This is a genomic window from Streptomyces sp. NBC_01260 (assembly GCF_036226405.1).
Classification (GTDB): domain Bacteria; phylum Actinomycetota; class Actinomycetes; order Streptomycetales; family Streptomycetaceae; genus Streptomyces; species Streptomyces laculatispora.
On the sequence record NZ_CP108464.1, the window covers coordinates 3,380,136 to 3,402,030 of the forward strand.

General features: G+C 71.7%; 20 protein-coding genes. 10 read left to right on the forward strand and 10 right to left on the reverse strand.

The window, feature by feature from the left end; translation table 11 throughout:
* Positions 1 to 268: 268 nt before the first annotated feature.
* On the reverse strand, positions 269 to 1,147 hold the full coding sequence (locus tag OG322_RS14725) for a menaquinone biosynthetic enzyme MqnA/MqnD family protein (RefSeq protein ID WP_123460971.1): 879 nt from the start codon (positions 1,145 to 1,147) through the stop codon (positions 269 to 271).
* A 352-nt stretch (positions 1,148 to 1,499) separates the two neighbouring features.
* Between OG322_RS14725 and OG322_RS14730 the strand changes: the two genes are divergently transcribed.
* Together OG322_RS14730 and OG322_RS14735 are read left to right on the forward strand one after the other, a co-directional pair.
* Positions 1,500 to 1,703, forward strand: coding sequence for a cold-shock protein (locus OG322_RS14730; RefSeq protein ID WP_003967102.1), 204 nt, complete (start codon positions 1,500 to 1,502; stop codon positions 1,701 to 1,703).
* A 305-nt stretch (positions 1,704 to 2,008) separates the two neighbouring features.
* Positions 2,009 to 2,836 (forward strand): MerR family transcriptional regulator, encoded by an 828-nt coding sequence (locus OG322_RS14735; protein WP_329306516.1) that lies wholly within the window; start codon positions 2,009 to 2,011, stop codon positions 2,834 to 2,836.
* A 57-nt stretch (positions 2,837 to 2,893) separates the two neighbouring features.
* On the opposite strand, the gene OG322_RS14740 is transcribed toward OG322_RS14735, so the two are convergent.
* Positions 2,894 to 4,126 (reverse strand): amidohydrolase family protein, encoded by a 1,233-nt coding sequence (locus OG322_RS14740; protein WP_123460969.1) that lies wholly within the window; start codon positions 4,124 to 4,126, stop codon positions 2,894 to 2,896.
* A 236-nt stretch (positions 4,127 to 4,362) separates the two neighbouring features.
* Between OG322_RS14740 and OG322_RS14745 the strand changes: the two genes are divergently transcribed.
* Complete coding sequence (locus OG322_RS14745; RefSeq protein WP_124284746.1) at positions 4,363 to 7,332, forward strand: AfsR/SARP family transcriptional regulator; 2,970 nt, start codon at positions 4,363 to 4,365, stop codon at positions 7,330 to 7,332.
* Between the two features lie 195 nt (positions 7,333 to 7,527).
* Positions 7,528 to 7,746, forward strand: coding sequence for a hypothetical protein (locus OG322_RS14750; RefSeq protein ID WP_123460967.1), 219 nt, complete (start codon positions 7,528 to 7,530; stop codon positions 7,744 to 7,746).
* 193 nt (positions 7,747 to 7,939) lie between these two features.
* Here OG322_RS14750 and OG322_RS14755 read toward each other — a convergent pair whose 3' ends face one another.
* Positions 7,940 to 9,502, reverse strand: coding sequence for a FadD3 family acyl-CoA ligase (locus OG322_RS14755; RefSeq protein ID WP_123460966.1), 1,563 nt, complete (start codon positions 9,500 to 9,502; stop codon positions 7,940 to 7,942).
* Positions 9,503 to 9,604: 102 nt separating this feature from the next.
* Here OG322_RS14755 and OG322_RS14760 point away from each other — a divergent pair, with 102 nt between their 5' ends.
* Genes OG322_RS14760 through OG322_RS14770 form a run of 3 tightly spaced genes read left to right on the forward strand, consistent with a single transcriptional unit; the run spans position 9,605 to position 11,988 of the window.
* The gene (locus tag OG322_RS14760; RefSeq protein WP_123460965.1) at positions 9,605 to 10,753 is read left to right on the forward strand and encodes a lipid-transfer protein; all 1,149 of its coding nucleotides are present in this window, start codon (positions 9,605 to 9,607) and stop codon (positions 10,751 to 10,753) included.
* Positions 10,754 to 10,758: 5 nt separating this feature from the next.
* Positions 10,759 to 11,199: a Zn-ribbon domain-containing OB-fold protein gene (locus OG322_RS14765; RefSeq protein WP_185095358.1), complete on the forward strand. Its 441-nt coding sequence runs from the start codon at positions 10,759 to 10,761 to the stop codon at positions 11,197 to 11,199.
* 6 nt (positions 11,200 to 11,205) lie between these two features.
* Positions 11,206 to 11,988 carry an enoyl-CoA hydratase/isomerase family protein gene (locus OG322_RS14770; protein WP_123460963.1) on the forward strand — a complete coding sequence of 261 codons (783 nt, stop codon included), beginning with the start codon at positions 11,206 to 11,208 and terminating at the stop codon, positions 11,986 to 11,988.
* Positions 11,989 to 12,026: 38 nt separating this feature from the next.
* Here OG322_RS14770 and OG322_RS14775 read toward each other — a convergent pair whose 3' ends face one another.
* A complete protein-coding gene (locus OG322_RS14775; protein ID WP_123460962.1) occupies positions 12,027 to 12,572 on the reverse strand; it encodes a hypothetical protein in 546 nt (181 codons plus the stop codon).
* Between the two features lie 266 nt (positions 12,573 to 12,838).
* Here OG322_RS14775 and OG322_RS14780 point away from each other — a divergent pair, with 266 nt between their 5' ends.
* Positions 12,839 to 13,474: a hypothetical protein gene (locus OG322_RS14780; RefSeq protein ID WP_123460961.1), complete on the forward strand. Its 636-nt coding sequence runs from the start codon at positions 12,839 to 12,841 to the stop codon at positions 13,472 to 13,474.
* Positions 13,475 to 13,570: 96 nt separating this feature from the next.
* Here OG322_RS14780 and OG322_RS14785 read toward each other — a convergent pair whose 3' ends face one another.
* Together OG322_RS14785 and OG322_RS14790 are read right to left on the reverse strand one after the other, a co-directional pair.
* Positions 13,571 to 15,955 carry an outer membrane protein assembly factor BamB family protein gene (locus tag OG322_RS14785; protein WP_123460960.1) on the reverse strand — a complete coding sequence of 795 codons (2,385 nt, stop codon included), beginning with the start codon at positions 15,953 to 15,955 and terminating at the stop codon, positions 13,571 to 13,573.
* Between the two features lie 179 nt (positions 15,956 to 16,134).
* Positions 16,135 to 16,935, reverse strand: a complete 801-nt coding sequence (locus tag OG322_RS14790; RefSeq protein ID WP_123460959.1) for a VOC family protein — start codon at positions 16,933 to 16,935, stop codon at positions 16,135 to 16,137.
* A 311-nt stretch (positions 16,936 to 17,246) separates the two neighbouring features.
* On the opposite strand from OG322_RS14790, the gene OG322_RS14795 reads away from it, so the two are divergent.
* Entirely contained in the window at positions 17,247 to 17,894 is a 648-nt protein-coding gene (locus OG322_RS14795; protein WP_123460958.1) for a TetR family transcriptional regulator, read from the forward strand.
* Between the two features lie 154 nt (positions 17,895 to 18,048).
* On the opposite strand, the gene OG322_RS14800 is transcribed toward OG322_RS14795, so the two are convergent.
* Both OG322_RS14800 and OG322_RS14805 read right to left on the reverse strand, forming a co-directional pair.
* Positions 18,049 to 18,546: a nitroreductase family deazaflavin-dependent oxidoreductase gene (locus tag OG322_RS14800; RefSeq protein ID WP_123460957.1), complete on the reverse strand. Its 498-nt coding sequence runs from the start codon at positions 18,544 to 18,546 to the stop codon at positions 18,049 to 18,051.
* Complete coding sequence (locus OG322_RS14805) at positions 18,546 to 19,796, reverse strand: acyl-CoA dehydrogenase family protein (protein ID WP_329306517.1); 1,251 nt, start codon at positions 19,794 to 19,796, stop codon at positions 18,546 to 18,548. Before OG322_RS14805 ends, OG322_RS14800 begins: the two co-directional genes overlap by 1 nt.
* Before the next feature lie 163 nt (positions 19,797 to 19,959).
* On the opposite strand from OG322_RS14805, the gene OG322_RS14810 reads away from it, so the two are divergent.
* Positions 19,960 to 21,129: a thiolase C-terminal domain-containing protein gene (locus tag OG322_RS14810; RefSeq protein WP_123460955.1), complete on the forward strand. Its 1,170-nt coding sequence runs from the start codon at positions 19,960 to 19,962 to the stop codon at positions 21,127 to 21,129.
* Positions 21,130 to 21,180: 51 nt separating this feature from the next.
* On the opposite strand, the gene OG322_RS14815 is transcribed toward OG322_RS14810, so the two are convergent.
* Positions 21,181 to 21,585 (reverse strand): type II toxin-antitoxin system VapC family toxin, encoded by a 405-nt coding sequence (locus OG322_RS14815; protein ID WP_124284743.1) that lies wholly within the window; start codon positions 21,583 to 21,585, stop codon positions 21,181 to 21,183.
* Positions 21,578 to 21,856 carry a type II toxin-antitoxin system Phd/YefM family antitoxin gene (locus OG322_RS14820; RefSeq protein ID WP_123460953.1) on the reverse strand — a complete coding sequence of 93 codons (279 nt, stop codon included), beginning with the start codon at positions 21,854 to 21,856 and terminating at the stop codon, positions 21,578 to 21,580. Before OG322_RS14820 ends, OG322_RS14815 begins: the two co-directional genes overlap by 8 nt.
* Positions 21,857 to 21,895: the final 39 nt, after the last annotated feature.

Genomic DNA, 21,895 nt, shown 5'->3' on the forward strand with positions numbered 1-21,895 from the left:
TCCCCAAGGGAACGAACGGCGCCATTCATCACAAGAAAAGGGCGCGAATGTGTCGTCCCCAGGTGACAGACCGATTGGCGGGAGACGCCGGGCCGTACTCCCGACGCTTCCCGCCAATCGGCCATTCAACGCGTATTCACCCGAATCGATATCCACCGTGAACATCCTGGGGGAACGGAAGGAGCGCGGAACGAAGGGAACGCGGAAAGGGAGGCGGGTGGAATGGCGCGCATTCCACCTGCCCGGCGCGTGAGGCCGGCGCGTGCGCTCAGCCGCCGAGCAGCTCCACGTTCACGTCCGCGGCGAACCCCGTCGTCGGGCCGGTCCGGCGCGCGAACTCCTGGACGCCCGCCAGCTGCGCGGGTCCGAAGCGGAAGTCGAGGGTCGTGAAGTAGCGCTCCAGGATCTCGGCGTCGAAGGCCTCCCAGCGTGCCGCCTGTTCCGCGACCTTGGTGACCTCCTCCAGGGAGACGTCCCGCGAGGCCAGGAACGCCTCGTGCACCTTCTTCACCGCGGTGGGCTCGGCCGCCAGGTAGTCCTTGCGGGCGGCCCAGACGGCGAAGACGAACGGCAGCCCCGTCCACTCCTTCCACATCGCGCCCAGGTCGTGGACCTGGAGCCCGAGCCTGGGGGCGTCGTGCAGGTTGGCGCGCAGCGCGGCGTCACCGATGAGGACGGCGGCGTCCGCCTCCTGCATCATCACGCCGAGGTCGGGCGGGCAGGTGTAGTACTCGGGGGTCACCCCGTACCGCTCGGCGAGCAGCAGCTGCGCCAGCCGTACCGAGGTGCGGGAGGTCGAACCGAGCGCCACCCGGGCCCGGTCGAGGTCCTCCAGGGGCCGCTGCGACACGATCACGCACGACATGACGGGCCCGTCGCAGCCGACCGCGATGTCGGGGAAGGCCACCAGGTCGTCGGCGTTGCGCAGGAACTCCACGAGGGTGACGGGTCCGATGTCCAGATCGCCCCTGATCAGCTGCTCGCTGAGCTTCTCCGGGGTGTCCTTCGAGAGCTCCAGGTCGAGCAGGGTCCCGGTCCGCGCCAGCCCCCAGTAGAGGGGAAGGCAGTTGAGGAACTGGATGTGGCCGACGCGCGGCCGGTTGCGACGGTCGTCGCCTGCGACGGTGGTGACGGTTGAATTGTCCACATCGCGAGGCTAGACCTGTCGCCCCCCGACAGCCCCACCGGGGGCGCGCGGCGTCACACGGCCCCCTCCCGAGGGGTCCCCGGAATGGTGCCGGAGCCCTCTTCGCAAGGGCTTCCCGAGCCGCCCGAAGGGCCTCTCGGACCGTGCGCGCGCACGGCAATCAAACATTCGAGTGAAGTGATCTTTCCCTCTACCCTTCCGCACATGCTGCGTGCTAGGCTCAACGCCAAGTTGCAGTTTGGTTTCCCTTGCAGTACAGAGCCTGCGGAGCATGTAACCCGCAGGCTTTTGTAGTTTTCAGACTTCTTTGCAGGTTCTGGAGCAGGGCAACCCTTTGGCCCAAGGAGGGCTTATGGCTACCGGAACCGTCAAGTGGTTCAACGCTGAAAAGGGCTTCGGCTTCATCGCCCAGGACGGCGGCGGCCCGGATGTCTTCGTCCACTACTCCGCGATCAACGCGTCCGGGTTCCGCTCCCTCGAGGAGAACCAGGTCGTGAACTTCGACGTCACTCAGGGACCCAAGGGTCCGCAGGCTGAGAACGTCACCCCGGCCTAGTTGCCCGGGTCGGCCGATCGCGGCCGGTAACGCAGTACCCAAGGAGCCCCGCTCCCCCGCCTCGGCGGAGGAGCGGGGCTCCTGCCTGTGGTGGCGACCCGCGAGCGGGCGGCCGGTCCACTGCTCGTCGAAGAGGCCGCCGAACGCGTCCGGGTCACCTGCCCGTATCCGGGCTCTCAAGGAATGCTCCACATCAGGTCCTGTCCGCAGCGGACAGTGAGTTCCGGTGCTCCGCGTCACGCCCGCGTCGGGGCGCTGCGACCCTTGACCCTGACACCGTGTGAGGCCGTGCACTGGGAGACATCATGTTCACCATCGGAGACTTCGCCCGGCACGGGCGGGTGTCGGCCCGGATGCTGCGTCACTACGACGCGATCGGGCTGCTGCACCCCGACAGTACCGACCCCGCGACCGGCTACCGCCACTACGGCGGCGGCCAGCTGGCCCGGCTCAACCGGATCATCGCCCTCAAGGATCTCGGCTTCACGCTCCAGCAGGTGCGGGCCGTCCTCGACGAGGAGGTGGGTCCCGAGGAGCTGCGCGGAATGCTCCGGCTGCGGCACTCGGAGCTGGAGGCGGCGATGGCCGCGGCGGCGGCACGGCTGGCCCAGGTCGAGGCGAGGCTCCGGTCGATCGAGAGCGAGGGACACATGTCTGTGGACGATGTGGTGGTAAGGCACGTTCCGGCGGTACGGGTCGCGGAGCTGACGGGGATGGCCGCCGGCTACGGGCCCGGGGACATCACTCCGGTGATCCGCCCGCTGTACGAGCAGCTGTTCCCGCTGCTGAACCGGGCCGGGGTCTCCCCGACGGGCCCCGGGATCGCGCGCTACGAGGACGCCCCGGACGGCGGCGGAGCGGTCGTCGTCCATGCCGGGGTGACGGTCTCGGCGCCGGTGGGGCCGCTGGGCGACACCGGGGTCACGGTGGTCGAGCTGCCCCCGTTCGAGGCGGCGACCATCATCCACCGGGGTGCGATGGACGGCGTCCTGCCGACGGCCCAGACCCTGGCCCGCTGGATCGACGCCTCCGGGTACCGGTCGGCGGGGTACGCCCGTGAGATCAGCCTGGAGTGCCCCGAGGACGAGGCGAAGTGGGTGACGGAGCTCCAGGAGCCGGTCGTCGGGGACTGATGCGGGAGGGGCGGGTGCCGGGACCGTCCGGGCGGACGGCCACGGCACCCGCCCGTTTCACGCCCCGGTACCCGGACCCGCCCACAGTCCGTCCCGGGTCAGCCCGAGCAGGTCGATCGCGTTACGGCGCACGATGCGGTCCACCACGTCCGCGTCCAGGTGCCCCATCTGTTCCTCGCCGACCTCGCGGGACTTGGGCCAGGTCGAGTCGGAGTGCGGGTAGTCCGTCTCGTACAGCACGTTGCCGACGCCGATCGCGTCCAGGTTCTTCAGCCCGAAGGCGTCGTCGAAGAAGCAGCCGTAGACGTGCTCGGTGAACAGCTCCGACGGCGGCCGGTGGACCTTGTCGGCGACTCCGCCCCAGCCGCGGTTCTCCTCCCAGACCACGTCGGCGCGTTCCAGGATGTACGGAATCCAGCCGATCTGACCCTCCGCGTACATGATCCGCAGGTTCGGGAAGCGCTCGAACTTGCCGCTCATCAGCCAGTCGACCATCGAGAAGCAGCAGTTGGCGAAGGTGATGGTGGAGCCGACGGCGGGCGGGGCGTCGGCCGAGGTGGACGGCATCTTCGAGGACGAGCCGATGTGCATGGCGATCACCGTCCCCGTCTCGTCGCAGGCCCGGAGGAACGGATCCCACTCGTCCGTATGAATGGACGGCAGTCCGAGATGTGGAGGTATTTCGGAGAACGCCACCGCACGCACCCCGCGTGCCGCGTTGCGCCTGACCTCGTCGGCGGCCAGTTCCGCGTCCCAGAGCGGGACCAGGGTGAGCGGTATGAGCCGGCCGTGCGCCGCCGGGCCGCACCACTCGTCGACCATCCAGTCGTTGTACGCCCGCACCCCGAGCAGCCCGAGCTCGCGGTCCTTCGCTTCGGTGAAGGTCTGGCCGCAGAAGCGGGGGAAGGTCGGGAAGCAGAGCGCGGACTGCACGTGGTTGATGTCCATGTCGGCGAGCCGCTCGGGCACCGAGAACGAACCGGGGCGCATCTGCTCGTAAGTGATGACTTCGAGCTTGATCTCGTCCCTGTCGTAGCCGACGGAGGTGTCGAGGCGGGTGAGCGGGCGGTGCAGGTCCTCGTACACCCACCAGTCGCCGACCGGTCCGTCGTCGCCCTTCGCACCCATCACGGGCGCGAACTTTCCGCCCATGAACGTCATTTCCTTGAGTGGCGCCCGGACGATGCGCGGACCGGAGTCCGCGTACTTGGACGGGAGCCGGTCCCGCCAGACATGAGGGGGCTCCACCGTGTGGTCGTCCACCGAGATGATCTTCGGGAAGGTCTCCATGCGTACCACGGTAGCGTTGATCTGACGAACCGTCAGCTATCTGTGCGAGGCTCCGTTCCACAATCGTTGTCGAGGGCTCGTGCAGAGAGTCACCCACTGCTGACGCGTCCCCCTTTCACAAGGCAGACTGTTGACGGCGATACCAACGGTATGGAGCAATCCGGATCTCCTCGGCGGTGTCCCGACATGTGCGCAGCGGCACTGGGCAGTGGCGGAGAGCAGGACAGGAGGCGGCAATGGGCCGTGACGACGGGCCACGGGTGCGTGTTCCGGAACAGCGAGCTCCGGAGCGACGGCCGGTGGACGGCACAGACCTGTACTTTTCCGTGCTCGGCCCGGTACGGGCCCGGCGGAACGGCGAGACGCTGCCGTCCGGTTCGCCGCAGCAGCGCGCCCTGTTGACCGCTCTCCTGCTGCGCGGCGGGCACACCGCCACGGCCTCCGAACTCATCGACGCCATCTGGGGCGACGAGCCGCCCTCGCAGGCGCTGGCCGCCGTGCGTACGTACGCCTCCCGGCTCCGCAAGATCCTGGGTCCGCAGACCCTGGCGAGCGATTCCGGCGGGTACGCGATGCGGACCGGGCCCGACGCCCTCGATGTGACCGTGGCCGAGGAACTGGCCGCCGGCGCCGACAAGGCCCGCACCGCGGGCGACCGGGGCCGGGCCAGGGCGCTGCTGAACAAGGCGCTCGCCCTGTGGGACGGCGAGGCGCTCGCCTCCGTGCCCGGCCCGTACGCCGAGAACCAGCGCACCCGGCTGGAGGAGTGGCGGCTCCAGCTCACCGAGACCCGCCTGGACCTGGACCTGGAGGTCGGCTGCCACGCGGAGGCGGTCTCCGAACTGACCGCGCTCACCGCCGCGCACCCGCTGCGCGAACGGCTGCGCGAGCTCCTGATGGTGGCCCTGTACCGCAGCGGCCGGCAGGCCGAGGCCCTCGCGGTGTACGCCGACACCCGCCGGCTGCTCGCCGAGGAACTGGGCGTCGACCCGCGCCCCGAACTCGCCCAGCTCCAGCAGCGCATCCTGCAGGCCGACGAGGAGCTGGCCCGCCCGGCCGACGACCCCACCCCGGCCGCCGCACCGGTGCGCCCCGCGCAGCTCCCGGCCACGGTGCCCGACTTCACCGGCCGCGCCTCCTTCGTACGCGAACTGGGCGACCGCATCGCCACCGCCGAGGGCTCCGTCATGGCCGTCTCCGCGCTGGCCGGCATCGGCGGCGTCGGCAAGACGACCCTCGCCGTGCACGTCGCCCACCAGGCCCGCAAGCACTTCCCGGACGGCCAGCTGTACGTCGACCTCCAGGGCGCGGGCTCCCGCGCCGCCGAACCGGAGACGGTCCTCGGTGCGTTCCTGCGCGCCCTGGGCACGGCGGACTCGGCGATCCCCGAATCCCTCGACGAACGCGCCGCGCTCTACCGCTCCACGCTCGACGGCCGCCGCATCCTGATCCTCCTGGACAACGCCCACGACGCGGCCCAGATCCGCCCCCTGCTCCCCGGTACGACGGGCTGCGCGGCGCTGGTCACCAGCCGGGTCCGGATGGTCGACCTGGCGGGCGCGCACCTGGTCGACCTGGACGTGATGTCGCCCGAGGAGGCGCTCCAGCTCTTCACCCGCATCGTGGGCGAGGAGCGCATCAACTCCGAGCGCAAGGCGGCCCTGGACGTGGTCGCCGCCTGCGGCTTCCTCCCGCTGGCCATCCGCATCGCCGCCTCCCGCCTGGCCTCCCGCCGCACCTGGACGGTCTCGGTCCTGGCCGCCAAGCTCGCCGACGAACGCCGCCGCCTGGACGAACTCCAGGCGGGCGACCTCGCGGTGAAGGCCACCTTCGAACTCGGCTACGGCCAGCTGGAACCCGCCCAGGCCCGCGCCTTCCGCCTCCTGGGCCTCGCGGACGGCCCCGACATCTCCCTCGCCGCCGCGGCCGCCCTGCTGAACCTGGAGGTGCACGCGGCGGAGGACCTCCTGGAGGCCCTGGTCGACACGTCCCTGGTGGAGTCGGCGGCCCCGGGCCGCTACCGCTACCACGACCTGGTGCGCCTCTACGCGCGTTCCTGCGCGGAGCGGGACGAGCAGCCGCCGGTGGAGCGGGAGCTGGCGCTGTCACGGCTGCTGGACTTCTACCTGGCCACGGCGGCGGGGGTGTACGCACTGGAGCGGCCGGGCGACCGGACGGTCAACCACCTGGAGCGCACCGAGCATCCCGGGCTGTCGTTCACCGACCACGGCCGGGCCCTGGACTGGCTGTACGCGGAGGCGAACCCACTCCTGGCATGCGTCCGGCAGAGCATCACCGCCACCACCATCCGGCGGGCCGTTGATCTCCTCCTCGCCTCCAAGGACCTCGCCGAGTCGGGTGCCAACTCACGCCAGTTCGAGTCGGTCGCCACCATCGTGCGGGATGCCGCGACCGTCACGGGTGACGCTCGTTCCGAGGCGAGGGCACGGACGACACTCGCCCAGGTGCACAGCACCGCGGGCCGTTTCGACCAGGCCGAGGACGAGGCCCGGCAGGCGATGGTCCTCGCGTCGTCGATCGATGACATCTGGACCCACTGCAACGCTCCGAACGAGCTCGGGATCATCGCCGGATACCGCAACCGGCTCGACGAGGCGGAAGTCCTCCTCCAGCAGACCATCACCGCCTTCCGGGCCGACACCAACCAAGCGGGCGAAGCCAGCGCGCTGTGCAATCTGTCCCGGGTCCACCTGGCCATCGGACGGACCGCGAGTGCCGTCGAGCTCGCCGGCCAGGGAATCGATCTCTACGCCCGGCTGGGCCTCACCCTGCGCCTGGCGAACGGCCGCTACGCCCTGGGACTCGCCCTGACCCGGGCGGGCCGGCAGAACGAGGCCGAGGGCCGCCTCTCCGAGGCGCTCACCGTCTTCCGGGAGAGCCGCCAGCGGCTGTGGGAAGGCATGACTCTCTTCAGGCTGGCCGAGGTACACCTCGCCGCTCAGCGTCCGGCCCGGGCCGCCGCGTTCTCCGAGCAGGCTCTGACGGTGCTGCTCCACATCGGCGGCGAGTGGCGTCGGGCCAACGTGCTGACCGTACTGGGCCAGGCCCTGGACGGCATCGGGCAGGCGGACCGGGCGAGTGTCTGCTGGCGGGAGGCGCTCGCGGTCTTCGATCAGTTGAAGGCTCCGGAGAGCGACATCGTCCGCGGCCTGCTCGCTCCGACGGTCTCACCGCAGAGACGCTGACCCCGCGTTCATCGTTCGTTTATCGCCACCCGGCACTCTCGTACCTGTCGATGCGTCGCGTCGGGGGGCAGGCGAGTCGACAGTGGAACCGCACACTAAGGTGAACGGCTCTGAACAGCCCGTCCGGCAACACACGGGGGAGTCGCCGGACGGGCTTTGCCGACTAACCATGCATCCAGCAACGGAGTTCACAGCATGAGCGACGACAAGAAGACCCAGATACCCACACCGAAGTCCGGCACCACGGGCGACGTCAAGCCTGCGGACAGCCACATGACCGGCGAGCCCGAAGTCCAGGCGATGGACAGCCACATGACCGGCGAGCCCAAGGTCAAGCCGCTGGACAGCCACATGACCGGCGAGCCCGAGATCAAGCCGATGGACAGCCACATGACCGGCGCCGACCCGCGCTGAAGCCACCCTGCGGGGGCATGGGGGACACGGGGGCACGGGGGAGCGGCCGCGGCGGCGCGGAGGGGGAGCCGTCGCGGCCGCTGCATGTCCGCACGCCGGCAGGGCGACCGCGCACTTCCCGGTAGCCGCACCAGCCGTCATTGCCCTGGGTCGGCGCGCCCCATGGTGTGACCGGCAGGCACGTCCCGCCTCCTCAGCCCCCCGCACGCCCCCGCAGCTCCCCCTTCACCACCTTGCCGCCCGCGTTGCGCGGCAGCTCCGTCACGAACTCCACCGCCCTGGGCACCTTGTAGTTCGCCATCTCGCGCCGCGACCAGGCGATCAGGTCGTCGGCGGTCACCGTCGAGCCCGGGCGGCGCACCGCGTACGCCTTGCCGACCTCGCCGAGGCGGGGGTCGGGGATGCCGATGACCGCGACGTCGGCCACGTCCGGGTGCAGGCCCAGGAGCTGTTCGATCTCCGCGGGGTAGGCGTTGAAGCCGCCGACAATGAACATGTCCTTGATCCGGTCCGTGATCCGCAGGCTGCCGTCCTCCTCCAGGACGCCCACGTCGCCGGTGTGCAGCCAGCCGTCCGAGGTGATCGTGGCGGCGGTGGTCGCCGGGTCCTCGAAGTAGCCACGCATCACGTTGAAGCCGCGGACCAGGACCTCGCCCGGTTCGCCGGGGGCCGCCAGGACGCGTATCTCGGTGCCGGGGATCGCCCGGCCGGAGGTGGAGGCGATGACCTCCGCCGGGTCGCCGCGGCGGCACATCGAGACGATGCCGCTCGCCTCGGAGAGGCCGTAGGCGGTCAGGACCGTGGCGATGCCGAGTTCGGTGCGCAGGCGCTCCACCAGCTGGAGCGGGACCACCGCCGCGCCCGTCACGACCAGGCGGAGCGCCGAGAGGTCGTGGCTGGAGCGGGCCGGGTGGTCCAGGAGCGACTGGTGGAGGGTGGGCGGGCCGGGGAGGACCGAGATGCGCTCCGCGGCGATGTTGGCGAGGACCGTGTCCACGTTGAACACCGGCTGCGGGATCATCGTCGCGCCCCGCATCAGGCACGCGATGACGCCCGCCTTGTAGCCGAAGGTGTGGAAGAACGGGTTCACGATCAGATAGCGGTCGCCCTCGCGCAGACCGGCCAGCTCGCTCCAGATCTCGTAGCAGCGCAGGGTCTGGGCATGGCTGATGACCGCGCCCTTGGGGCGTCCCGTGGTGCCCGAGGTGTAGATGATGTCGGAGGGGGCGGACGATGAGATCGCGTCCGCCCGTTCGCGTACTCGCTCGGAGGAGATCCGCTCCCCGCCGGCCAGGAAGTCCTTCCAGGTGACGTAGTCGGCGGGGGCGGTGTCGGCGAGGACCACCACCGTTTCCAGGTGCGGGAGTTCGATGTCGGCGCGGCGCAGGGACGCCACGTACGACGTGCCGAGGAAGGTGCCCGTGACGAAGAGCAGCTTCGCCCGGCTCCGCTCCAGGACGTACGCCGCCTCCGTGCCCTTGAAGCGGGTGTTGAGCGGGACCAGGACCGCGCCGGCCGTCACCGCGCCCAGCGCGGAGACGATCCAGTCCAGGGTGTTCGGCGCCCAGACCGCCACCCGGTCCCCCGGTTCCACCCCCGAGGCCATGCACGCGGCGGCGGCCCGCTCCACGCGCTCGCCGAGTTCCGTGTAGGTGATCCTGGCGCGGCCCTCGACCACCGCCTCGCGGTCGCCGTACCGCCGCGCCGCCTCCCGTACCAGGTTCGGGACGGTGGACCATTCCTCGTCGCCGCGCATCTCGTGCCCTCCCGCCGAACGGAACCGCAGTAGCTGACTATCCGTCAGATTAGCTGTAGCCTCCTCCGCTGTCAGCAGTCATGACGGCTTCGGAGGTGGCGGGTGGCGACGCTCAAGGACAAGACAGCGATAGCCGGGATAGGTCAGACGCGGTTCGCGAAACACCTGCCCGAGTCGGAGAAGACCCTGGCCTGCCGGGCCATCGTCGCGGCGCTCGACGACGCGGGCATCGCCGCGTCGGAGGTGGACGCGTTCGCCTCGTACACGATGGAGGAGACCGACGAGGTCGAGGTCGCCAAGTCCATCGGGGCCGGCGATGTCACCTTCTTCAGCAAGGTGGGCTACGGGGGCGGCGGTTCCTGCGCGACGCTCGCGCACCTCGCCGCCGCCGTGGCGACCGGGCAGGCGAGTGTGGGGGTCGCCTGGCGGTCGCGGAAGCGGGGGTCGGGGCCCCGGCCCTGGAAGAACACCGCCGTGCAACTGCCCACCCCCGCGCAGTGGACCCGGCCCTACGGGCTGCTTCGGCCCGCCGACGAGATCGGGATGCTGGCCCGGCGGTACATGCACGAGTACGGCGCGACCCGCGACCATCTCTTCAACGTGGCGCTGGCCTGCCGCAACCGGGCCAACCAGAATCCCGACGCGGTGATGTACGAGCGGCCGCTGACCCGCGACATGTATATGACCTCGCGCTGGATCAGCGAACCGCTCTGCCTCTTCGACAACTGCCTGGAGACGGACGGTGCGCTGGCCTGTGTCATCGTCTCCGCAGAACGGGCCCGCGACTGCCGGCAGAAGCCCGTCTACCTCCACTCCGTCGCCCAGGGGCTGCCCGCCCAGCACCACGGGATGGTCAACTACTGGAACGACGACCCGCTCACCGGTCCGGCCTGGGCCGCCGCCCGCCAGCTGTGGAAGCAGGCCGATTTCGGACCGGACGACGTCGATGTCGCCCAGATCTACGACGCGTTCACCCCGCTCATCCCGCTCTCCCTGGAGGGGTACGGATTCTGCGGCCGCGGCGAGGGCGCCGCGTTCACCGAGGGCGGGGCCCTGGAGAGCGGGGGCCGGCTGCCCATCAATACGGGTGGCGGCGGGCTCAGCGAGGGGTACGTGCACGGCTTCAACCTCATCAACGAGGGCGTGAAGCAGTTGCGCGGCGTCTCCACCGCCCAGGTCCCGGACGCCTCGACCTGCCTGGTCACCGCCGGTGAGGGCGTGCCCACATCCGCCGTACTGCTGAGGAGCTGACCGAGATGGATGCCATGCTGCTGCCCGCCGTGGACGAGGACGGCACGCCCTTCTGGGAGTACGCGGCCCGCGGTGAACTGCGCGTCCAGGCGTGCGCCGCCCCGGAGTGCGGCCGGCTCCGCTTCCCGCCCCGGCCGTGCTGCCCGCACTGCCAGTCGTTCGAGAGCGAGTGGCGGGCGATGAGCGGGCGCGGCCGCATCTGGTCGTACGTGCTGCCGCATCCGCCGCTGCTGCCCGCCTACGCGGCGCAGGCCCCGTACAACGCGGTGGTGGTCGAACTGGCCGACGCCCCGGAGATCCGGCTGGTCGGCAATGTGGTGACCGGGCCGGACGCACCACTGAACTCGGTGGACCCGGGCCGGCTGCGGATCGGGGCGGCGGTGAAGGCGGTCTTCTGCCCCGTCTCCCCCGAAGTGACCCTGGTCCGCTGGCTGCTGGAGCGGTGACCGGCGATGGCGCTGCGCACGGAGACGGACAAGGCGACCGGGGTCGCGCTGCTCACCCTGGACCGGCCTGCGAGGCTCAACGCGATCGACCTCGCGACGGCCGCCGAACTGGCCGCCGCCTGGCGGGCGTTCCGCTATGACGAGGGGGTGCGGGCCGTCGTCGTGACCGGCGCCGGCGGCCGGGCGTTCTGTACCGGGATCGATCGCGGCGTGGACGTCCCGCAGCCCTCGTCCCCGTACACGATCGACGATCCGCTGATCGCGATCGGGCCGAAGGCGAACGACCTGTGGAAGCCGGTGATCGCGGCCGTGGAGGGGATGGCCTGCGGTGGGGCCTTCTACCTGCTGGGCGAGTCGGAGTTCGTCATCGCGTCCGAGGAGGCGACGTTCTTCGACCCGCACACCACGTACGGCATGGTCAGCGCCTACGAGGCGATCTCGATGGCGCAGCGGATGCCGTTCGGCGAGGTCGCCCGGATGTCCCTGATGGGGACGGCCGAACGGGTCACGGCCCGTCGCGCGTACGAGACCGGGCTGGTCAGCGAGGTCACCGAGCCCGGCGGCGCGGTCCCGGCGGCGCTGCGGGCGGCGGCGGTCATCGCCTCGTACCCGACCGCGGCGGTGCAGGGGACGGTACGGGCCGTCTGGTCCGCGAAGGAGGCGGCGAGAACGCAGGCACTGGCCCATGCCCCGCACCTGATCGCGCTCGGCAACCTGGCGCCGGAGCGGCAGGCGGAGCTGTTCGGGGAGCGGGGCAGGGGGGCCGGTGGTGAGTACCGCCTGCGGTGAGCCCGGTGTTTCGGTGGCGGTGGCGGCTGCGCCGTCCGTCAGTAGCTGAGCTCGGCGGTGACCGAGCACCTCTTCACCCGGGAGACCTTCCCCGGGCTGTCCATCCGGACGGAGACGGTCTTCGTCTCGCCGCCGTCCGCGTCCACGCTCGCCTCACCCGTGTCGACGGTGTTGCCGAGCGAGTCGAGGAACGTCACGTCGACCTCGTAGCTGTGGCTGCCGGCCGCGCTCGCGGTGAGCCGCACGGTGGAGGTGGTGACGGCCTTGCGCTTGCCCTTGCGGGGCGTCGCACAGCGGAAGACGTACGCCCGGGGCGCGTCCGTCGCGGTGGCGCCGGGGGTCGCCGTGCCGTAGGTGGAGCCGCTGGAGGAGCTGCCCGACGTGCCGTAGTCGTCATCGTCGTAGTCGGTGTCGTGGTAGGTGCCGTTGCTCTTCTTGGAGTTGGAGCACCCGCCGCCACTGCTGCCGGACTTCCCGCTCCTGCCGCTCTTGCTGCCGTGGCCGTGGCCGGAGCTGGAGAAGCCGGTGAGCGCGAGGACCACCGCGGCCAGGACCACTGTCAGTTTCATGTGCTGCCGCATCATCGATGCCGCCCCCCTTGTGTTGTGGCTCAGCTGTACGGTCTTCGGCGCTGCTGCCGGACAGCCGCGCGACACCGTAGCGCACAGCATGGCCGGTTCTGATCGGCGTCTCAGTCATGACCCTGTCACGATCTCGTCATCGTCTGCCCGCAGCCCGCGTGTCGCCGTCTGGTGGCGGGGGTCATGCGCCCGGCGTAGCGTCGAGGCGAGAGCGGTGCTGATCCGCGCCACCGGCCGGTGGCGCCCCGCACGCCCGCTGGAGGCCGGAGATGATCCGTAACGTCCTCGGCTCGATCGTCGCTCTCGCAGGAGCGGCGGCCGCCGTGCTGAGCCCCTTCCGTGACTGGTACGACGGCCGCCTCGGGCGGTATTACCGGATCGGCGACCTCTTCACCGGGGTCACCGCGGCGCACCCCGGCCTCTTCGGTTCGATCCTGCTGCCCTTTCTCTTCGCCGCGGTCGTGACGGTCGTCGGTGTGGTGCTGCGGTCCCGGCTGCTGGTCGCGCTCGCGGGCGTGGTGGTCCTCGGGTTCACGGTGCTCTGGATGGTCCGCCAGGGCCAGGCGGCCGGAGAGCTGACGGTCACGGGCGGCGGTTCCGGGCTCCAGCAGGGGGTGGCGAGCGCGGCGGGCGGCGGGGTGCTGCTGCTGCTGGGGGCGGCGCTGATGTCGGGGCGCGCGGGCGCGCGGGCGGACCGGAACCGGCCGTACACCGCGCCGGGGTCGGCCGATCCCGACACCTGGCCGCCCACGCGGGAGCCGGGTCCTTCGATGCAGACGAGCCCCTGGCCGGAGCCGGAGGCGGAGCCGTACGTGGGGCCGTCGCCCGAAGCGGCCCCGGACGGGCCCGACACGGCCCCGTACCCGGTCCGGCACCCGGATGACCCCGCGCCTCCGCAACGCTGAGGCCGCCCGCACCTTCACGCCCGTGCGTACCGGCGCCCGCCCCTCCGCGGTTTCGTCCTCGAACGCCGGACGGGCGGAGGCGGCGGGCCAGGGCCCCTACGGGCGGGGCCTGTTGCCCGTTCCGGTCCCCTTCAGCGCGTCCAGGGCGTACACGCAGCGGTCCTTGCTGCACGCGTACACCACCCCGCCCTGCGCCACCGGCGAACCCGTGATCTCGCCTCCCGTGGCGAGCTTCCAGCGGAGCTGGCCGCCCGCCGCGTCCAGGGTGTAGAGCACATGGTCGGCCGAGCCGAAGTGCACCCGGCCGTCGGCGACGACCGGTGCGCCCACCACCTCGCCGCCCGCGGCGAACCGCCACTTCGGGGTGCCGGTGACCGCGTCCAGCGTGTACAGCGCGCTGCCGCTGCCGACATGGACGTTCCCCGTCGTCACCAGCACCGGTTCGGTCGACTGGCGGGACTCCGTGGCGATGCGCCAGCGGTCCTTCCCGGTCGAGGCGTCCAGCGCGTACACCGTGCCGAGGTAGTCCGCGAGGTACACCCCGCCGCCGGTGACCGCCGGGCCCGGCGCGAACGCGGGCGGCGAGAGGAAGACCGCCGGCGACTCGAAGTGCCAGCGCACCCGGCCGGAGCCGATGTCCAGCGCGAGGACCCGGGTTCCCGCGCAGACGTACGCGTAGCCGTCCGGCGCGGGGGTCACCCGGAGCGGCACCCCGCCGCAGGAGGCCGCGTCGCCGACCGGGTACGACCAGCGCTCGACGCCCGTACGGGCGTCGACGGCCCGCAGCCGGGCGTCCTGCCAGAGGTAGACCGTGCCGTCGTGGACGGCCGGTCCGGCCTCCGCCGTCTCGAAGTCCGTCTGCGCGCCGGTGGTCTCCCAGAGCTTCTCCCCGGTGGACGCCTCCCACGCCTGGACGCCGCCGCCCCGGGTGCCGGTGACGACCGTGCCGCGGTCGGCCTTGAGCGAGTACACCCACGCATCGGTCTGGAGCCGCCAGCGCTCGGCGCCGGTGACCGCGTCCAGGGCGTAGAGCGACGGGCCGTCGGAGGCGTGGATGCGGCCCCCTTCCACGGCCATCGCCCAGGCCACGTCGCGGGTCTTGAACTGGCGCCGGCCGTTGCCGGTGTCCAGCGCGTGCACCTCGAACGAGGTGACGTACAGCAGGTCGCCGACGACGACCGGCGTCCCCCACACGTCGTTCGACATCCGGAACCGCCAGGGCCGCCAGCGCTCCGGACCAAAGGACGCGCTGTCCGGCGCCTGCGCCGGAGCGGGGACGGGGGCGGCGGGGGCCACCGCGTTCACCCCGGCGGGCGGACGCACCCAGCCGGTCGCCGGAGCCGCCTCCGCGGCAGCCGAGGCGCGTACGTCCTGGGCGCGCGGACCGGGGCCGATCGGCACCTGCACACCGGACAGCCGCACCGGGCCGCCGTCGGGAGCGGCCGCGGGCGAGGTCGCGGGGGTGGACGAGGCGGGCCGGGGGCGCAGGTCCGCGCCGCTGCGCCAGGCGGTGTCCCGGTCGGAGCCCGGCCGCCTGGCGGGCGGCGGCGGCACGGGTGCGGGAGGGGGCGCGGCGGCGACCACGCGTCCGCCGCCGCGGCGCAGCTCGATCATCTCGGTGGCGGAGGCCGGCAGCCAGGCCGACGCCGTACCACTGTCGTCGCCGCCGGAGGCGAAGAGGTGCGGGGCGAGCTGGGACTGAAGCTCGGCCGGGGTGGGCCGGCGCGACGCGTCCATCTGCATGCAGGACTCGATCAGCGGCCGCAGATCGTCGGGCAGACCGGTGACGTCGGGACCCTCGCGCAGCAGCATGAAGACCGTCTCGACCGGGTTGGCCCCGTGGAACGGCGCATGGCCGGTCGCGGCGAAGACGAGCGTCGAGCCGAGCGAGAAGATGTCGCTGGCCCCCGTGACGCTGCGCGAGTCCCGCGCCTGCTCGGGCGACATGTACGCGGGCGTGCCCACGGCGACGTTGGTCATGGTGAGCCGGGTGTTGGAGACGCCGGAGGCGATCCCGAAGTCGATGACCCGGGGGCCGTCCTCCACGACGAGCACGTTCGACGGCTTCATGTCGCGATGGACGAGCTTCGCACCGTGGATGGACTGGAGGGCCTCGGCGATGCCCGCGGCCAGCCAGCGCACCGCCTGGGTCGGCATCGGCCCGCACTCATTCACTATTTCCTCGAGCGAGGGTGCGGGCACATAGGCGGTGGCGAGCCAGGGCACGGCGGCGCGCGGATCGGCGTCCACCACGGCGGCCGTGTAGAAACCGCTGACCGCGCGGGCGGCCTCCACCTCACGCGTGAAGCGGACCCGGAACAGCTGGTCCTCGGCCAGTTCCGTACGCACCGTCTTGATCGCCACCCGCCGGCCCGACGCCGAGCGGGCCAGATAGACCAGCCCCATGCCGCCGGCCCCGAGCCGTCCCAGCACCTCGAACGGGCCGATCCGCCTCGGGTCGTGCTGCGTCAGCTGCTCCATCACTTACCTGCCACCCTCCCCGTACGGACCTCAGTCGACAGAGGCCCGCGAAAAACCGCCCTGTGCAGCGTCTCACCACTGGGCACCACCCGACGGTGCGCACCCCGATTGTTCCTGGCCGAGGCGCCGGTTGCGAACCCGGGGGCAGAACCGGGTGTCATGGATCACTCCGGGCGGTATCAGGACACCGGTGGCTGAAGTACGGCGAAGACGGCGCCCTGATCGTCCTGGAGCACCGCCATCCGCCCGTACGGGATGTCGAAGGGCGGTGCGGAGACCCGGCCGCCGAGCCGTACGACGGTCTCGGCCGCCTCGTCGCAGTCCGCCACGGCGAAGTAGATGAGGAAGTAGCTGGGCATCATGGCGGGGAACGCGTCGGTGATGACGCTGCGCCCGCCGACCGCGGTGTCCGGCCCGGGTTCCGTGCCCGCCGGCGACCAGATGCGGAAGTCGACGCCGGACTCGTCCGTGCCCGGAGCGCCGGAGCCGGCCTCGTCCGGATCGACGGAGCGGAAGCCGAAGACCTCCTCGTAGAAGGGGTCGACGCGTTCCTTCTGCCGGGTGTAGACCTCGGTCCAGCAGAAGGAGCCCGGCTCGTTCTGCTTCTGGAACCCCGCGCGCTCACCCGCCTGCCACAGCCCGAAGACCGCGCCGCCGGGGTCGGCGGCCTGGGCGAGCGCCCCCAGCCGGCCGGCCCGGACCGGTTCGGTGATCACCTGACCGCCCGCCTCCCTGACGCGGGCGACGGAGTCGGTGATGTCCGCGGTCGCGAAGTAGACGCCCCAGGTGGTCGGCATCCGGCCGTCCTGCTTGGCGGCGAGCGCGGCGACCAGGGCCCCGCCGCTGAGGGCGTCGGCGCGGGGGCCGTCGCCCGCCCGGAAGGTCCAGCCGAAGAGCTCACCGTAGAAGCGCTTGCCCGCTTCGAGGTCGGGGAGCTGCACATCCACCCAGCACGGCGCGGACTGCGCGAATGCGGCCATCGGCCCGGATCCTTCCGTCGCGGTGACGCTCGTCACACCCAACGTAACCGCGCGTCGCGTTGACCGCGCCCCGGACCTTTTCATGCGAACACATTTTCGATATCAAGGTCACCGAACCCCGCCGTCACGGAAAGTTATCCACGGAAGTTATCCACAGGCTGTTCATAACATTAGCCAGACTGTGGGGAACCGGGTGCGAAGCCATGGACACATGGCCGGATATCCCCTCACTCCCCCCCGCCCCGCCTGCGGCCCTCCCCATTTGCAGTCGGCCGAATCGCGCTCCGATCACCCGTCGGTAAGCTGACGGCATGACAGGACAAGTACGCACCGTCGACGGCCGCGTGGCCGGTCGACGCGGACAGGCGACGCGGCAGAAGCTGCTCGACTGCCTCAGCGAGATGCTCAGCTCCTCGCCGTACCGGGACGTCAAAGTCATCGACGTCGCCCGGAAGGCGGGGACTTCACCCGCGACCTTCTATCAATACTTCCCCGACGTCGAGGGCGCCGTCCTCGAAATCGCCGAAGAGATGGCCAAGGAGGGCGCCGGCCTGACCGAACTGGTCGCCGGGCGCTCCTGGGTCGGCAAGTCGGGCTGGCAGACCGCCGAAGAACTCGTCGAGGGATTCCTCGACTTCTGGCGGCGCAACGACGCGATCCTCCGCGTGGTCGACCTCGGCGCGGCCGAGGGCGACAAACGGTTCTACAAGATCCGTATGAAGATCCTCAACTCCGTCACCAACTCCCTTACGGATTCGGTGAAGGAGCTCCAGTCCAAGGGCAAGGTGGACAAGGACATCAACCCCGCGGCGATGGCCGGCTCCCTGGTAGCGATGCTGGCCGCGGTCGCCTCGCACCAGAAGGGCTTCACCACCTGGGGTGTGAAGCAGGCCGAACTCCGGCCGAACCTCGCGCTGCTGGTGCATCTGGGCATCACCGGCAAGAAGCCGGTGAAGTAGCGCCCGCGCCGGATTCCCCGTACTGGGTGACGCGCGGTGATCCCGGGCGCCCCAGGTCCTGTCTCACCGACGGCGGACCACGCATGTGGTCCGCCGTCGGTGTATCCGGACGTATCGCCGCCCAGGGCCGGGCAGCCGGCACGAACCGGCACACTCACACGGAATCGCCCCGCCGCTCCAGCCGGAACAGCCGGATCTCGCGGTCGATCCGCGCCTGGTACGCCGCGTAGGGCGGCCAGAACTTCAGCGCCGCCTCCCACACCGCCGCCCGCTCGGCACCCGCCAGCAGCCGGGCCCGTACCGGAATGTCGCGGCCCTTCCAGCTGATGACGGCCGCCTCCGGATGCGCCAGCAGGTTCGCCGTCCAGGCCGGGTGCCCCGTACGGCCGAAGTTGCTGCCGACCAGGATCCAGCTGCCCGGGTCACCGTCCCCGCGTTCCGGCATACAGGCCAGCGGGGTGGTCCTGAGCTGTCCGCTGCGCGCCCCCGGCACCGTCAGGACCACCCCCGGCAGCATCTGCGCGCTGAGCAGCACCCGGCCGCGGGTGAGCCGGTGGACGGTCCGGTCCATGGCCGGTACGAGATGGGGTGCGATCCGGGCGAAGGCCCGGGTCGAGGAGACCTTCTGGACGAGGCGGACGCCGGGCGCCATCAGACCGCCACCCGATCGGCCGGTCCCGCTTCGGCCGGTCCTTGTTCGGACGGTCCCGCCGTGTCCGGACCGGGGCCGAAGAGTCCGGCCCGCCGGGCCGCGTGGTCGCGGAGCCGGTGGACCGGGCCCAGGAGCAGTTCGTCGGCGGCGGCCCGCTTGAAGTACAGGTGCGCCTCGTGCTCCCAGGTGAAGCCGATGCCCCCGTGCAGCTGCACGGCCTCGGCGGTGGTGACCCGCAGGGCCTCCAGCGCCTGGGCGAGGGCGAGCCCGCCGGCCTCCGGGTCCCAGGCCGCGTAGTACGCCGCGGAGCGGGCCGACTGCACCCGTACGTACAGATCGGCGAGGCGGTGCTTCACGGCCTGGAAGGAGCCGATCGCACGGCCGAACTGCTCGCGCTCCCCGACGTAGGCGACCGTCCGCTCCAGCGCGCTCGCCGCCGCCCCCACCGCCTCGGCGGCGAGCGCCGCGGCGGCGGCGCGGCCGGCCACGGCGAGGGCCGCCGTCGCGTCCACGGTGTCGTCGGCGCCGAGGAGTTCGGCCTCGGTGTCGCGCAGCTGGACGCGGGCGAGCGGCCGGGTCTCGTCGAGTGCGGTCTGCCGGGTGCGGACGAGTCCGGCGGGCGCCTGCGGCCCGTCCGTCCGGACCAGGAACAGCAGGGTGCGGCTGCGCGGGAAGCCGCCCGTGTGCGCGGCGACCAGGAGCAGTCCGGCGCTGTGCCCGTCCAGCACCTGGTCGGCCTCTCCGTACAACCGCCACCCCCCGTCGCCGCCGGCCGGCCGGGCCTGGACTCCGCCCGCCCGGCCGCCGCCCGCCCAGCTGCCGCCGGTGAGGTCGCCGGTGAGGCCGAGGGCGGTGGAGAGCGAGCCGCCGGGCACGGCCAGCGCCGCGGTGAGCTCGCCCGCCGCGACGGCCGGCAGCAGGGCGGTGCGCTGCTCCTCGGTGCCGAGCGCCGCGATCAGGGGCGCGGCGAGTACGGCGGTGGCGAGCAGCGGGGACGGCAGCAGCGCGCGGCCCGCCTCCTCGCAGACCACGGCGAGCTCGGCGGGGCCGCAGCCGGCACCTCCGTACTCCTGCGGGAGGGCGAGTCCGGGCAGCCCGAGGCCCTGGGCGAGCCGGCGCCACAGCGCGGCGTCGTACCCCTCCCGCGTACCCACCGCGCTCCTGACGTCGTCGGGGCCGCTGTGTCTGGCCAGCAGTTCGCGCACGGTGCGGCGGATCTCGTCCTGTTCCGCGGTGAAGGCGGCATCCATCGTCGGACTCCTTCCCCTCAGAGGCCGACGGCCTCTGATCTGACGGGCCGTCATGCTAGGGCGGATACGGCGAGATGCCCAGAGCCGCGCACCGCGACGGCCCGCAAGATCCCGCTGCCGCGAGCCGGTTCACTCCGATAGAATCTGATGTACCGTCAGATTCATGCCCTCTTCCCACCGCAAGGTCGCTGTCGTCGGCATATCCCTCGCCGACTGCGGACGCGTCGACACGGCCACGCCGTACGCCCTGCACGCCCAGGCCGCCCGCCGGGCGCTCGCCGACTCGGGTCTGGACCGGTCGGTCGTCGACGGGTTCGCCTCCGCCGGACTCGGCACGCTCGCCCCGGTCGAGGTCGCCGAGTACCTGGGGCTGAAACCCACCTGGGTGGACTCCACCTCGGTCGGCGGATCGACCTGGGAGGTGATGGCGGCCCATGCGGCGGACGCCATCGCGGCGGGCCGCGCCAACGCCGTACTGCTGGTGTACGGGTCGACGGCACGGGCGGACATCAAGGCGGGGCGCCGCACGTCCAACCTCTCCTTCGGGGCCCGCGGCCCGCTCCAGTTCGAGGTGCCGTACGGGCACTCGCTGATCGCCAAGTACGCGATGGCCGCCCGCCGCCACATGCACGAGTACGGCACCACCCTGGAGCAGCTCGCCGAGGTGGCGGTACAGGCCCGCGCCAACGCGGCCGCCAACCCGGACGCGATGTTCCGCGAGCCGGTCACCGTGGACGAGGTGCTGTCCGGCCCGATGATCGCCGACCCGTTCACCAAACTGCACTGCTGCATCCGCAGCGACGGCGGCTGCGCGGTGCTGCTGGCCGCCGAGGAGTACGTGGCGGACACGGCGAAGGAACCGGTCTGGATTCTCGGCACCGGCGAGCACGTCTCGCACTCCGCCATGTCCGAGTGGGACGACTTCACGGTCTCCCCCGCCGCCGTCTCGGGCCGGCTGGCCTTCGAGCGGGCGGGGGTGCGGCCCGCCGACATCGATCTGGCCGAGATCTACGACGCCTTCACCTATATGACGCTGGTGACGCTGGAGGACCTGGGATTCTGCGCGAAGGGCGAGGGCGGCGCGTACGTCGAGAAGGGCCGCACCGGCCTGACGGGCGAGCTCCCGGTGAACACCGACGGGGGCGGCCTCTCCGCCTGCCACCCCGGGATGCGCGGGCTGTTCCTGCTGGTGGAGGCGGTACGCCAGCTGCGCGGCGAGGCGGGGGCGCGCCAGGTCCGCAAGGCGGGCGGCCGGCTGCCGGAGCTGGCGGTGGCGTCGGGGACGGGCGGCTGGTTCTGCTCGTCGGGGACGGTGGTGCTGGGGCGGGGGTGAGGGGTGGGGGGCGGGGGGGCAGGGGTGGTCCGGGGCCCGGATCCCGCCGGATCACACGGCGACGACGGTGAGCACACCTTCCAGCCCCTTGAAGTCGTCCGCATTGCGGGTGAAGAGCGGCAACCCCCTGACGGAGGCGATGGACGCGATCATCAGGTCCGTGCGACGGGGGCGGGGGGTGCGGCCCGCAGCGACGACAAGGGACACCAGGCTCCCGTACCGGGCAGCCGCCTCGCCGTCAAAGGGGAGCGGTTCGAAGTCGGCCACGGCGGCGCCCAGCTTCTCCATCCGCGCCGCCCGCCCGGCCGCGTCCCCGGCCATCGCCACACCTTGCTGAAGCTCGGCCATCGTCACGGCGGTGAGTGCCGGAAAGGCAGGGAGATCCTCGGCACACAGCAGGTCGAGGTCGATGTACGTGCAGGTGTCGAGCACACCCACGCGGTAGCGCTCAGCCATGCACGCGCTCCCAGGGATCGTCGTCCCCGGCCCGGTCCTCGTCACCGAAGAGCTCGTCCGCCTCGCGACGCATCAACGCACCGTCCACGCGGGGAAGCCGCCGGTGCCGGGCCACCAGTTCCTCGGCACTCAGCCTCCGCTTACGCGTGAGCGGCCTGAGCTCCGCGACCTCTATCCCGTTTCGGGTGATGTGGAAGATCTCGCCCTCCTCCACAGCGTTCATGACATCCGCGGACCGGTTCCGGAACTCGCGCTGCGTGATGGTCTTCATGCGTCCAGCGTAGCTCTACGTGTCTCGCTGTGCTACATC